8 protein-coding genes are annotated in these 14,555 nt (G+C 43.1%); all 8 read left to right on the forward strand.

Features of this window, described 5'->3' with window-relative positions:
• The first annotated feature begins 401 nt into the window (after positions 1-401).
• Positions 402-3,539, forward strand: a complete 3,138-nt coding sequence (locus tag RIB15_RS11580) for a glycoside hydrolase family 2 TIM barrel-domain containing protein (RefSeq protein WP_350202320.1) — start codon at positions 402-404, stop codon at positions 3,537-3,539.
• A gap of 16 nt (positions 3,540-3,555) precedes the next feature.
• Positions 3,556-4,983, forward strand: a complete 1,428-nt coding sequence (locus tag RIB15_RS11585) for an Ig-like domain-containing protein (RefSeq protein ID WP_350202321.1) — start codon at positions 3,556-3,558, stop codon at positions 4,981-4,983.
• Between the two features lie 37 nt (positions 4,984-5,020).
• Positions 5,021-5,848 carry a glycoside hydrolase family 16 protein gene (locus tag RIB15_RS11590; RefSeq protein WP_350202322.1) on the forward strand — a complete coding sequence of 276 codons (828 nt, stop codon included), beginning with the start codon at positions 5,021-5,023 and terminating at the stop codon, positions 5,846-5,848.
• 61 nt (positions 5,849-5,909) lie between these two features.
• A complete protein-coding gene (locus RIB15_RS11595; RefSeq protein WP_350202323.1) occupies positions 5,910-9,323 on the forward strand; it encodes a 1,3-beta-D-glucan phosphorylase, GH149 family in 3,414 nt (1,137 codons plus the stop codon).
• 17 nt (positions 9,324-9,340) lie between these two features.
• Positions 9,341-10,630, forward strand: a complete 1,290-nt coding sequence (locus RIB15_RS11600) for a glycoside hydrolase family 17 protein (RefSeq protein ID WP_350202324.1) — start codon at positions 9,341-9,343, stop codon at positions 10,628-10,630.
• A gap of 3 nt (positions 10,631-10,633) precedes the next feature.
• A complete protein-coding gene (locus tag RIB15_RS11605) occupies positions 10,634-12,133 on the forward strand; it encodes a glycoside hydrolase family 30 protein (protein ID WP_350202325.1) in 1,500 nt (499 codons plus the stop codon).
• A 35-nt stretch (positions 12,134-12,168) separates the two neighbouring features.
• Positions 12,169-13,599, forward strand: coding sequence for an MFS transporter (locus RIB15_RS11610; RefSeq protein WP_350202326.1), 1,431 nt, complete (start codon positions 12,169-12,171; stop codon positions 13,597-13,599).
• A 47-nt stretch (positions 13,600-13,646) separates the two neighbouring features.
• On the forward strand, positions 13,647-14,555 hold the full coding sequence (locus RIB15_RS11615) for a glycoside hydrolase family 17 protein (RefSeq protein WP_350202327.1): 909 nt from the start codon (positions 13,647-13,649) through the stop codon (positions 14,553-14,555).

Below are 14,555 nucleotides of genomic sequence, written 5' to 3' on the forward strand. Positions count from 1 at the left end.
TTTTAAGATCAATAGAATCCCTACGCGACAAATGAGGTTTAAGATTCATTGACATCACCTGATTCAGCTTTTCTGGTTCCGGGTGAGCAATCCCGTTCTATCTTTTTGGACTTAAAAAAACATTTCAGGTAGTAAAATAAGGACCGACAATCTTTATAAAGTATATACAGCCGGGTTTTTTTTAAGCTTTCACTCCAATCCAATGCAATTGTCAAACATGCCTTTCTGAATGAAGAAAGGGTATTTAGGACTCAGAAAAGCGCTTTTCTGACCGCTGTATATATAATGTTAATATTGCCATTTCGGCTTGTCACAATTATTGTCTGCCAGATCACTTGCGGAATAGTGAATTAATTGGCGGAGTTCATAATAAATCTCTCCAGGAATAAAACTTAGTGGAAATGAAAAGAATCGCTTTACTAATAATTGCGTTATTGAGTTTAAATATAACAGCAATGAGCCAATCTGAAGAAGTTGCTGTTGAAAAATCCGCCGAGGGGTGGAAGCTACTCATCAACGGGGAAGAACTGATTATTAATGGTATGAACTGGGATTACTTTCCCAGGGGAACCAATTATGCATATAGCTTATGGGATCAATCTCCGGAGTTTATTCAACAAGCTTTAGACTATGAAATGTCTTTGCTTAAGAATATGGGCGTAAATGCAATTCGTGTTTACACCGGTATTCCCAAAAGATGGATCACCTACATTTATGAGAATTATGGCATTTACACGATGCTTAACCACTCTTTTGGCAGATATGGCCTTACTATTGACGGGGCCTGGATGGCAAATACAGAATATTCTGATCCAAGAGTCCGTGAGTTATTATTGAATGAAGTAACCCAGCTTGTAGAAGAATATAAAGACACCCCCGGACTGCTTCTTTATTTATTAGGAAATGAGAACAACTACGGTCTGTTCTGGGGTGGGGCTGAAACGGAAGATATTCCCATCGAAGACCGGAAGTCTACCATCCGTGCCCGGGCTATGTACGAATTATTTAATGATGCAGCTGTAGCCATGAAGGAAATTGACAGCAGTAACCCAATTGCGATCTGTAACGGGGATCTTCTGTTTATGGACCTTATCACGGAGCTAGTCCCTGATATCGACATCTTTGGTACAAACACCTACCGGGGCTTAACCTTCACTGATTTATATGAGCGCGTAGAGAATGAATATGGCAAGCCAGTTCTGCTTACGGAATTCGGCTCTGATGCTTTTAATGCCCGAACTTTACAAGAAGCTCAGGGTGCACAGGCAACATATTTATTTAATAACTGGAAAGAGATCTATAAAAATGCAGCCGGAATGGGAGGAAGTGATAATTCTTTAGGCGGCTTTACTTTTCAGTTTAGTGATGGCTGGTGGAAATATGGCCAAACTGAAAACCTTGATGTTCATGATAATAATGCTTCCTGGTCTAATGGTGGCTACCAGTTTGATTTTGAAGAAGGCGAGAATAACATGAATGAGGAATGGTTTGGCATCATGGCTAAAGGGCCAACCAATCTTTCTGGTTTTTATGAGCTGTATCCAAGGGCTGCCTATTATGTGCTTAAAGAGGTACATCAATTCAACCCATACCAGCAGGGAGTATCTCAGGATAATCTGGAATCTCACTTTTCAGATATATCCATCATCGATGCTGAACTTAGAACAAAGGCAGCAGGAGGAGAAGCAGGCGGAAGTTCAGATCTGATCTCCTTAAGCCGGTTCTCAGCTACCTTTGAAACATTTAATACGGGGGGCAGCCTGATAACCACTCCTCAAAACGAAATCCCGGACAGGAACGCATTTCCCGATGAGTTAGGGTTTGATCACCTGCAGTCCTTTTACATAGGTGTAGAGGCAAACCCAAGCCCAAATATGAGAGCAGAAGTGGTTACCAACATTTTAGGGAATGTTGCTGAGAACCCGATTGATGAGATTTTCTATGAAAACAGGGGACGAGCGGTAGAGTTAATGGGGCAGAACGATGCCATTACCGTTGAATCTTTAAACAGGGTAGAGATTTACAGTGCAACGTATAACTGGAATCAGGAATATTTTAACCTGGATGGTTTCTATAGAACCGGTCATTATCACTGGGGATACGAAGGCGACTTTTTTGGATTGTATCCGGAGGCAAATTATGGAGATCAAATCGATATCTATAATGGCATTGCACCTTTTGGGTTTGAAGCCGAAGGGAAAAAAATGTTCGATGGCTTCAAATTGGCTTTCGGTCCACAACTTTGGTGGGGTGCTAACCCGGCAGTATTGCTAAAGTATTCCACAAATATTGGGCAAACCGATTTTACTGGAGTGTTTCATGAGGATATCGAAAGACAGGGATTAACAGGAAGCTCATTTGCTATTCCTCAGCCTAAAACCCGACGCCTGACTCTATATGCCGGTCGTGAGTTCGGGAATTTTGGAGTAGAACTTGGGGGTATTTGGGCCGGGCAGCCACTAAATGGCCGGGAATTCCAATTGGTTCGTGAGCAATCTGACGGTAGCTATGATGTATATGTAGATGAAATCGAATCAATGGATAACTGGGGTGGAAAAGTTAAACTGACCTATTCACGTGGTTTATTTAACTGGTATGCTCAATCTGCTATCATGGGATTAGTTGCCAACGGCGGAGCAGACCAAACCATGACTTTTACAGGCTGGAGACTTAAAGACAGTGGAAGTGGCAATCAATACAATTTCTTGTCTGGTTTTACCTACAATGTCGGGAATCTGCAAATTGCACCTAACTTCTTATGGCAAAAACCAATTGAAGGTCCGGTACCTTCCGATGTGCAAGCGCCCGGTCGCCCCCGAAACATCCTTTCAGACCCATTTATAGTAAGGGCAAACCGTGAGCAAATAGCGGGTGAGCTGCTACTTACATTCGACCCGACTCCGGGCACTTACATGTACGAATGGAACAACGATATAGCGGAAGATGCCCCTCTGGCGATGAGTCTTGGATTTGTGTATCGCCATCTTCCCACTACACAGGATGCTGCAATTGGTATTCTGCCGGATGGAAGAACCTTTTTCCCATTCCCGGGAGCACCACCAGCTGAAGACCTTTGGGAAGTTCATGCCCGGGTTGTATCAAAACTGAACAGAGATCTTGGAATTATTGCCAACCTCTATGGAGGAGATGCTCAGGCACGAGGCAGCGATCCAAGACTAATCACCCGATATGGCGGGGATGTCAGGATGATTTACAAGAAAATGAAGTTCAGCAGTTTTGTAAAAGTAAATGATTGGGGGCCTTACGATTACCATAGAGACTTTAATTTGACGTTCCCTCTGCAACTTATGGCTGATATATCAACATATATAAGCCGTCCGGACTGGTTTAACCTTCCCTCTACCAGAATCGGAATCAGAGGCACCTGGAGATCGCTTGATGATTTCTCTCCGCGGTATGCACCTACCTATACATTGGATCCAAGTGGTGAGCGTGTGCCGGATCCTACTGCTCCCGGATTTGATAATGGAGCTGAGTGGGAGTTCAGAACATACATACAAATTGATATAACGAATTAATTAAAAGGCTGGAAACATGAAGACAATGGTTTTAAAAAGCACCAAACGTACAATACTGGCAAGTTTGCTACTCATGTTCATTGCGCTGGGTTGTGAACGATCGGTAGATGGATTAGAAGAGCCAAATTTTCCTGAAAATCCAGATGTTTTTATAGATGGATTTAGTTCAGGGCTCGAATACTATCCCTTTGCAGGCTCCAGGCCCGATGCCTTTAGCGTAGAGGAAGAGGATACCTATGATAACAGTTCTACGGCAATGCGCTTTGATGTACCCAATGAAGGAGATCCCCGGGGAGCATATGCAGGGGCTATTTTCAGGGACGAAAATGGTGGCAGAGATCTTACTTCCTACAATGCACTGACCTTTTATGCAAAGGGTACAACGGCCGGAACAATTAATGAAATTGGGTTTGGTCAGGATTTTCTTGGAAATGAATATTCAGTTGCGCTGAACGGCCTCAGACTTACAACCAATTGGGAAAAGTATGTTATTCCAATACCAGATGCTTCAAATCTGACCTCTGAGCGCGGCCTGTTCTGGTATTCAGAAGGACCTGAGGAAGGTGATGGTTATTCTTTCTGGGTTGATGAGTTGAAATATGAGAACCTCAATGGTTTAGCGCAGCCAAGACCAGCCATTGTTAATGGGAATGATGAGACTCAAACCAGTTTCATTGGTTCAACCATTCAGGTATCCGGACTTACATTTACCATCAACCAGGCAAATGGGGTAGATGTAACGGTTGGTGCAGCTCCGGCTTATTTTACATTCAGCTCTTCAGATACGGATGTAGCTACTGTAAATGAGAACGGATTGATAGAAGTAGTAGGATCTGGTACAGCCGAAATTACAGCCAGCCTTGGGGATGATCAGGCTAATGGATCTCTGACCGTTGAATCCATTGGTGATTTTACAGCAGCACCCACCCCTACAGAAGCTCCTGAAGATGTAATTTCAATCTTCAGCGATGCTTATGACAATGTACCGGTAGATTTCTACAATGGATTCTATGCGCCATTTCAGACAACCACCTCAAATGACTTTTCTGTAAATGGCAACAATGTACTGAACTACGAGAACTTCAACTTCGTGGGAATCGAGTTCAACCAAAATGTACCAACCATAGATGGGTCTGATATGACCAATCTGAGCGTAGATATATACCTCCCGAATGATGTCCCCAATGGTTCAGCTTTTGCCGTAAATCTGAGAGATTTTGGAGCTGATGATGCCTTTGGCGGAGGCGATGACACGATTGCCTCTACAGTAGTATCTACGGGCAACAATCCTGTTTTGGTATCAGGCCAATGGATCAATATTAACCTTGATATATCAGGTATGGCTAACAAATCTAACCTCGGTCAGATTGTATTTGACTCAGATCAGGGAGCTGCACTTCAAGGTGCAACCATCTATGTAGATAACATCTATCTGTACCGGTAATCCGAAAATTAAAGCTGTCATAAATATTAAAATAAACATGACATTTCCATTCAGACTTACATCAGCATTCTTAATTATAGCGTTCGTCATTTTGGGTTGCGACAGCAATAACGAACCCAAGGATACTTATACCAACATCGTTTGGCAGGATGAATTCGATGAAGATGGAAGCCCTGATCCTGACAAATGGACCTTTGACATTGGAACCGGACAGGAAATTTTCGGGCAGCCTGGTTGGGGTAATAACGAACAGCAGTATTACACTGACCGTCCTGAGAATGTTGTGGTAGAAGATGGAATGCTTCGGATCACAGCCAGAAAAGAATCATTCCAGAATTCGTCCTATACCTCAGCCAGAATACTTACCAGGGGCAAATTTGAGACAACTTTTGGCCGATTTGAAGCCCGCATAATGCTTCCATTTGGCCAGGGTATATGGCCTGCTTTCTGGATGCTAGGCAACGACTCAAATGGGAGTGAAGTATGGCCCCAAATTGGTGAGATCGACATCATGGAGTACAGGGGACAACAGCCAACGATTATTCATGGCAGCGTACATGGCCCCGGATACTCAGCAGGTCAGGCTGAAACAGACTCTTACCAGTTGACAAATGGAAGATTTGATACAGAATTCCACGTCTTTGCCATCGAGTGGGGCCCTGATTTCATTAAATACTTTGTAGACGATGTACTCTACAATGAGATAACCCCTGAGGATGTAGCTGGAGAGTGGGTTTTTAATGATAAAACCTTCTATATCATTTTAAACGTTGCGGTTGGGGGATCTTTTGTAGGCCCACCTAATAGCAGCACTCCTTTCCCTCAAACCATGCAAGTCGACTATGTGAGGGTTTTGACAGAATAAACTTGACCTGCATCATGCATTCATTAAATCGGAATTACTAAACAAACCTATAGCAGTAACAGTGTCTATCACCCTAAAAGAATTATATAACGAGAATTGGTTCAAAATATCTGACTCTGACTCAATTCGTCCTTTTTTCATGAGCATCGTGAGTGATTCAAATCACTGGATGTTTATTTCAAGTAATGGAGGGTTAACGGCGGGCAGGAAAAATGCAGAGTATGCTCTTTTCCCTTACAACACAGATGATAAAATTACTGAACTGGCTCACACTACAGGCAGCAAAACGATCTTTCAGGTTGAAGTAGATAATGATATCCATATCTGGGAGCCTTTTTCAAAACGAGATTCCTTCAAGTACCGTACAACTCAAAACCTGTACAAAAACTGGTATGGCAATAAGGTTCTTTTTGAGGAAGTAAATCATGATCTCGGCTTAACATTCAGGTATCAGTGGAATTCTAGCAATTTATACGGGTTTGTCAAGAAGTCTTCTCTAAAAAATAATTCTGAAAAAGAAATCAGTATTAAAGTCCTCGATGGCATGCAGAATATCATGCCTTATGGGGTAAGCAGTGATCTACAGAATAAATCCAGTAACCTTGTAGATGCCTATAAACGCAGTGAACTGGTGCCGGATACAGGATTGGGCTTGTTTGCTTTAAGTGCCATTATTGTAGATAAGGCAGAACCAAGTGAAGCATTAAAGACTAATGTAGCCTGGTCAAAAGGACTCGAAAATCCCCTCTATTTACTTTCATCCCTTCAATTAGAGCGATTCCGGAAACAGCAACCGCTCACTCAGGAGGAGGACATTAAAGCTGAGAAAGGAGCCTACTTTGTTGTTTCTGATATAGAACTTGTCCCGGGCAAAACCAAGGGTTGGTCTATGGTTGCAAATGTGAACCAAAACCATGCGCAGGTTGCCGAGCTGAACCAATCTCTTAAGGCAGATGATGAGCTGTATGAATGGGTTGAGCAGGATATTGAGCGGGGCACCCAAAAGCTTAAACAACTGGTAGCTGGAGCTGATGGATTTCAGCATTCTTCAGATCAGCTTAAAAATGCCCGGCATTATTCAAATGTACTCTTCAATATCATGAGAGGTGGTACTTTTGATCATAACTACCGGATAGAAAAAGCCGACTTTGTTAAGTATCTCAATAATGCCAGCAAGAAAGTGGTAAAAGAAAACCAGGCTTTTATTGCTGGTTTAGGTGATGTATTCAACAGAGATATACTTCTTGAGAAATTATCGCAGAATGAAGACCCTGATTTAATACGTCTCGGAAAAGAATACTTGCCACTAAAATTCAGCCGCAGGCACGGTGATCCAAGCCGGCCCTGGAACCAGTTTTCAATCAACACCCATAGTGAAGAGGATGGTTCTAAGATTCTCGACTATGAAGGCAACTGGAGAGATATTTTCCAAAACTGGGAGGCGCTGGCTCATTCATATCCTGATTTCATAGAGGGAATGATTTTTAAGTTTCTCAATGCATCAACTTTTGATGGGTATAACCCATATCGGGTAACTAAAGATGGTTTTGACTGGGAAGTAGCTGACCCAGATGATCCATGGTCATACATAGGGTATTGGGGTGATCACCAAATTATCTATTTGCTGAAGTTTCTTGAGTTCTATCAAAGCCATGAACCCAAAGCGCTAAAGAACCTTTTTGATAAGGATGTTTTTGTATACGCAAATGTGCCGTATCGAATTAAGTCGTTCGAAGAGATCGCGAAAGATCCTAAAGATACCATCGAGTTTAATGAGGATTCAGACACGATAATACGGGAGAAAGTTAAAGAGACTGGAGCAGACGGTGCTTTGCTGAGCAGCCATAAAGAAGAGATTCATCACATCAATTTTATTGAAAAGATACTGGCTACCGTACTGGCCAAAGTATCGAACTTTATTCCGGAGGCAGGCATTTGGATGAACACCCAGCGGCCTGAGTGGAATGATGCCAATAATGCCCTTGTGGGGAATGGAGTCTCGATGGTTACGCTGTACTATCTGAGACGATTTCTTAAGTTTTTTGAGCCGGTTATTGAGCAGTCGGAACACGAGCATGTCAATGTATCGGAAGAGATTAAAGATTTACTGGAAGGCACTCACGGAGTGCTTCAGGCTAACACTGACCTTTTAAAAAGCAGTTTCAGTAACAGTGATCGTAAAGCGATTACGGAAAAGCTTGGTAAAGCAGGCAGTACATATCGGAACAAAATTTATGATCAGGGTTTTTCGGGGAACAGAGCTTCTGTCAAGATCAGTGAACTCTCTGATTTTTTGCAAATAACGCTTCAGTATCTGGAGCATTCGATTGAGGCTAATAAGCGGGATGATGATCTGTATCATGCTTATAACATTATGAGCCTGGATGAAGAGGGGATCTCTGTTTCCTATCTGGCAGAAATGCTTGAAGGTCAGGTTGCCGCACTTAGTTCTGGCTACTTAGATGCCAGGGAAGCTGTACAGCTATTGGATGCTCTTCGCAACAGTTCCTTATACCGCGAAGACCAGCAGAGCTACATCCTTTATCCCAATAAAGAGCTTCCCGGATTTCTTGAACGGAATAATATTCCCAAGGAATTGGTCAAGAAGTCCAAATTACTGCAACAACTTATTGCTGATAACAACCTGCGCATTATAAACAAGGATGTGAATGGGGATTATCATTTCAACGGTAACTTCAAGAATGCCAGAGATCTCAAAAAAGCTATAAACGATCTTAAAACGACCAAATATGCATCTCTGGCTGAAAAAGAAGAACAACTCATCCTGCAAATATTTGAAGAGGTGTTCAATCATAAGGCTTTTACCGGGAGATCAGGGACTTTCTTTGCATACGAAGGTTTAGGATCTATTTACTGGCACATGGTATCCAAGCTTCACCTGGCGGTATATGAAGTGTGTCAAACGGCCCATCAGCAACATGTTGAAACAGACATACAAAAAAAGCTTGCACACCACTTTGACGAAATTGGCAAAGGGATAGGAATTCATAAATCACCTGAATTATATGGAGCATTTCCCACAGACCCATACTCTCATACACCCGAGTATCGGGGAGCTCAACAGCCCGGAATGACCGGACAGGTTAAAGAAGACATCCTGGCTCGTCTTGGAGAATTGGGAGTAAAAGTACAAGCGTCCAGGCTGGAATTCGAACCTTTTCTGCTTAAGAAAGATGAGTTTACAAACCAAAAAGAAAGCTTTGAGTGGGTGTCACTCAACAAGAAGCATGCAGAGCTCACACTTCCTGATAAGGCCCTTGCATTTACCTATTGCCAGGTACCGGTTGTGTATGAAATGTCGGATTCAGAGCACCTGATTGTTCAGTTCAGCGATGGTACTACAAAAGCGTATGACCATTCCTCGCTGGATGAGGAAACATCTCAGAAAGTCTTTAAGCGAACGGGTACAGTTAAACATATTACAGTACGCCTGAATAAGGAAATACTTCGATAAAATTAAAATAGATCACCATGAGCAAATCAATTACATACACAATTTTGTTGCTAAGCCTGTTTCTGGTTAGCTGTGGTGGTCACTCTGATGAAACTATGAGCTCCAATAATATTACAGCTAAGGAAATACTGGCTGACCCTATCAACTTTCCGGCCATTTCATATAGTGGCTATCGGGAAATCACCCGAGACAGTGTGCCGACCATACCTCAACTCAAAGAGGATATGATGATTCTCTCGGCGATGGGAATAAAGATTGTCAGGACCTATAACGTCTACCTTGATGCGGTACCCAGGCTGCTTCAAGCAATCCGGGAGCTGAAGGATGAAGACCCCGATTTTGAAATGTACGTTATGATGGGGGCCTGGATTGATGCCAAAAATGCCTGGACCGATGAACCCGATCGAATCCGGGATGAAGATAGCCCACGAAATGCAAAGGAAATTGAACGGGCAGCCAATTTAGCCAAAAAATACCCTGATATCGTGAAGATTATAGCCGTTGGCAATGAAGCCATGGTACACTGGCAAACTGAGTATTATGTGGAGCCCGGGATTATCCTGAACTGGGTCAATCACCTTCAAAACCTTAAAAAAGAAGGAGAACTACCCAGTACCCTCTGGATTACAAGTTCTGATAACTTTGCATCATGGGGCGGAGGGAGCAGCAGCTATCACAAAGAAGATTTGAATAAACTCATCGAAGCGGTTGACTATATATCGATGCACACCTACCCGATGCACGATACACACTATAATCCTGATTTCTGGGGCGTCAGGGAAGACGAGACAGGATTGAGTGATATGGAGAAAATTGAGATGGCAATGCAAAGATCACTGGACTACTCAATTTCGCAATATCAGAGCGTGGTTGACTACATGAAAAGTCAGGGCGTTAATAAACCCGTACATATAGGTGAAACAGGCTGGGCTACAGTATCAAATGGGTACTACGGAAATGAAGGCTCGAGAGCCACTGATGAATTTAAGATGGCTCGCTTTCATGAGTTGATCAGGGAGTGGTCGGAAGAGAAAGGAGTGTCAGTATTCTACTTTGAAGCCTTCGATGAAAAATGGAAGGATGCGGCTAATCAATTAGGGTCAGAAAATCATTTCGGACTCATAAACCTTCAATCAGAAGCCAAACACGTGCTGTGGGACGAGGTGGATAAAGGAACTTTTGAGGGGTTAACCAGAGACGGAAAACCCATTACAAAGACTTTTGACGGAGATATAGAGACGCTCATGCAAACCGTTCAGGTGCCTCCAACTAATGCTGAGATTCAGGCAAAAAAACAAGAGAACTAAACCATGATTACGCAACTCGAGCTTCTTTCCATTCTTTTATTAGCACTTCTTGTTTCAAGTTGCACAAGCTCAGATTCATTGGATATTGAAATCTATGAAACGTCAGAAAGTGGAAACAAACTCACTAAGCTTGAACCTGCATCAGAGGGTGGTCAGGCCGAAGAGATCACAATTAAACCTGATGAACGATTTCAGGAAATCACGGGCTTTGGAGGCTCTTTCACAGAAGCAAGTGCGTATTTGCTGAATGAACTTGGCGACGAAAATCGAAATAAAATTCTTGAAGCCTATTTTGGGGAATCCGGAGCGAGGTATTCACTCACTCGTACACATATGAACTCCAGTGATTTTTCGCTGGGGAACTATTCTTATGCACCTGTTCCGGGCGATCGTAACCTTGAAAACTTCTCCATTGAGGAAGATCGGGATGACATCATTCCGATGATTAAGGATGCGATGGCTATTTCTCAGGATGGCTTCAGGATTATTTCGTCCCCATGGACAGCTCCACCCTGGATGAAAGACAATAATGACTGGAAGGGCGGAAAGCTGCTCCCGGAATATTATGACACCTGGGCGCTCTTTTTCTCTAAATATCTGACGGCCTACAAAGAAGAAGGCATCGACATTTGGGGAATCACGGTAGAGAATGAACCGCTTGGAAATGATAGCAACTGGGAAAGCATGCACTTCACTCCGGAAGAACAGAATGAATTTGTGAAGAATCATTTGGGCCCACAGCTGGAGAGGGATGGATATGAGGAAGTAAAGCTTCTTGGTTATGACCAGAACCGTCATGAAGAACTTATCGAATGGGTAGATGCCATGTATGATGATGAAGGCGCTGCCAAATACTACGACGGAACTGCTGTGCACTGGTATGCCAGCACATATAAGGTCTTTGAAGAAGAACTTCAGTATGCACATGAAAAAGCGCCAAATAAACATCTCATCCAAACCGAAGCTACAGTTGACGCAGATGTACCTGCCTGGAAAGATGATTCCTGGTATTGGTCGAAAGAGGCCACTGATTGGGGCTGGGATTGGGCACCGGAAGACCGGAAGCATCTGCATCCAAAATACGTCCCGGTGTATCGCTATGCACGGGATATGATTGGAACATTAAACAACTGGGTAGATGGCTGGGTGGACTGGAATATGGTTCTGAACAGACAGGGCGGCCCGAATTGGGCGAAAAACTGGTGTGTGGCTCCGGTCATTGTTGATGAGGAAGCAGATGAAGTGTATTTCACACCGCTCTATTACACAATGTCTCATTTCAGCAGGTATATACGACCGGGTGCTACAAGAATAGGCCATAGCTATAGTGGAGAAGGTTTGATGTTAACAGCAGCACAGAATCCGGATGGTTCGATTGCCGTGGTCATTTTGAACCAGCAGCAAGAGCCGAAAAAGATAAAACTAAAATTAAAAGACAGAACAGCCACTGTTCAAATTTCAGGCAAAGCAATTCAAACTATTATGGTTCAGGATAACGGGTAGTAAAACTGAATTTTTACTAAAAATTGAGGAATTAAATGTCAGCACATAAAAAAGTAGTAAAAGATAAGGTGCCTTTATTGCAAAAAGCTTCCTTTGGAGCAGGGCACTTAGTGCTCAATTTACTACCCGGGGCTTTAGGTGTGTTCATGTTTTTTCTGTTGACTGCCTTTGGGATGAACCCCTTTTTAGCGGGACTATTAGGTGGGTTGCCCCGAATCTTTGATGCACTGACTGATCCCATTATGGGCTTCATTTCGGATAACACCAAGTCTCGTTGGGGAAGACGTCGGCCATATATTTTTATTGGTGCAATTTTGAGTGGCATCTTCTTCATCCTGCTTTGGCAAATGGATGAGACAAATACACAGACCTATAACTTTTGGTATTTCCTCATCATGTCTATGGTGTTTCTGGTTGGGAATACCATGTTTGCTACTCCGCTGATCGGTCTCGGGTATGAAATGACCACGGACTATAATGAACGTACTCACCTGATGGCTTTCTCTCAAACCGTAGGTCAGATAGCCTGGATGATCGTTCCTTGGTTTTGGGTACTGATAGCTGACCCGGATCTATTTGCGGATCAGGCTACCGGAGTCCGGCAGCTCTCCGTAATTGTCGGAGGGATATGTATAGCATTAGGGCTTCTCCCGGCTATTTTTTGTAAAGGTTTTGATGATGCCAAAATGGAGAACCGGAAAGAGATCACATTCAAAAAATCACTCGAAAATCTAAAAGAACTTTTTCATGGTATTGCTGTGGTTTCGAAGAATAAACCATTCATGAAGCTCTGTGCTGCAACCTTTCTGGTATTCAATGGATTTCAGCTGGTTGCTTCGTTCAGCTATTTTATCATCGTTTTCTACATGTTTAACGGGGATTATGGAGCTGCCGGAAACTGGCCTGCATGGTTTTCTACAATTACAGCAGTAGCAACTGCCTTCCTGGTAATTCCCATTGTATCATGGCTATCGGACACCTTTGGTAAACGTAAAGCCTTCATCATATCAACCGCACTTTCTATTGTAGGCTATATACTAAAGTGGTGGGGATTCAGCCCGGAAAACCCATGGCTCATTTTTATGCCAATCCCTTTCATGGCGTTTGGACTCGGTGGTCTTTTTACTCTCATGATGAGTATGACTGCGGATGTATGTGACCTCGATGAGCTTAGAAACGGAATGCCACGAAAAGAAGGGACCTTCGGAGCCATTTATTGGTGGATGGTGAAATTAGGACAAGCCATCGCCCTGGTACTCGGAGGCCTTGTTCTTGAACTGGTTGGGTTCGATCAAAATGCAACTACACAAACTGTGGAAACACTTACCAATCTCAGGTTAGCTGATATTGTAATTCCAGCCGTTACCGCTGGCTTGGCGATCTGGGTTATGTACAGCTATAGCCTGACCGAAGATCGAGCCAAAGAAATTCAACAAGAACTGGTTGACAGGCGCGGAGAACTTTAATGCTGGTTCAAATGAAATTAAAACAAGAAAAATTTTATCAATAAAAAATGTCGTTTAGAGAAGAACAATTTCTGAGTTACAAGCAGTCGGATGCAGTTAGCAAAATCAACTATCTGGAAGAACTTTCTGAGAAAGAAGTAGACTGTTTATTTCGTGAAGTATTGGAAAGTGGCATTCATGGATTTTGCTTCAGTTTGTATGAAGAAGGACAAGGCCCGGGTGATGTTATTTCGGAGGACCAAATCCGCCGGCGCATGGAGATCATAAAACCTCATACAAAATGGGTCCGGTCGTTCTCCTGTATTGAAGGAAACGAACACATCCCCAAAGTAGCCAAAGAACTAGGACTAAAAACACTGGTTGGCGCCTGGCTGGGCGATGATAAAGAAAAAAATAAAGAAGAGGTTGAAAGCCTTATTGAATTGGCTAACAAAGGATTGGTGGATATTGCCGTAGTGGGGAATGAGGTGCTCTACCGCGAAGATCTCGAAGAGGCTGAACTGCTGGATTATATCAAAAAAGTCAAGAATCAACTTCCTGAAAACATTCCTGTCGGTTATGTGGATGCCTACTATGAATTTGTGCAAAGACCGGAAATCACCGAAGCTTGTGATGTAATTCTCTGCAACTGCTATCCATTTTGGGAAGGTACCAGCTTTGAAGATTCCTTCCAGCATATGCGTCAGATGTATTATCAGGCGAAGGAAGCAGGGAAGGGTAAGCGCGTCATAATCACAGAAACGGGCTGGCCGAGCAAGGGTAAAAGTTTAGGAGGGGCTGTTCCATCGGCTGAAAATGCCATGAAGTATTTCATCAACACCAATCTGTGGTCGCAGGATGATGACATAGAGGTGTTTTATTTCGCCTCTTTTGACGAGTCATGGAAAGTAGGATCTGAAGGAGATGTAGGAGCCTATTGGGGCGTATGGGATAAAAATGGAAAACTCAAATACTGA

This window comes from Gracilimonas sp., assembly GCF_040218225.1.
In the GTDB taxonomy this organism is placed as follows: domain Bacteria; phylum Bacteroidota; class Rhodothermia; order Balneolales; family Balneolaceae; genus Gracilimonas.

Bases quoted from the DNA above. Each gene is read 5' to 3' on its own strand.
- RIB15_RS11580 (WP_350202320.1), top strand. From the start codon at position 402: ATGAAAAGAATCGCTTTACTAATAATTGCGTTATTGAGTTTAAATATA.
- RIB15_RS11585 (WP_350202321.1), top strand. From the start codon at position 3,556: ATGAAGACAATGGTTTTAAAAAGCACCAAACGTACAATACTGGCAAGT.
- RIB15_RS11590 (WP_350202322.1), top strand. From the start codon at position 5,021: ATGACATTTCCATTCAGACTTACATCAGCATTCTTAATTATAGCGTTC.
- RIB15_RS11600 (WP_350202324.1), top strand. From the start codon at position 9,341: ATGAGCAAATCAATTACATACACAATTTTGTTGCTAAGCCTGTTTCTG.
- RIB15_RS11605 (WP_350202325.1), top strand. From the start codon at position 10,634: ATGATTACGCAACTCGAGCTTCTTTCCATTCTTTTATTAGCACTTCTT.
- RIB15_RS11610 (WP_350202326.1), top strand. From the start codon at position 12,169: ATGTCAGCACATAAAAAAGTAGTAAAAGATAAGGTGCCTTTATTGCAA.
- RIB15_RS11615 (WP_350202327.1), top strand. From the start codon at position 13,647: ATGTCGTTTAGAGAAGAACAATTTCTGAGTTACAAGCAGTCGGATGCA.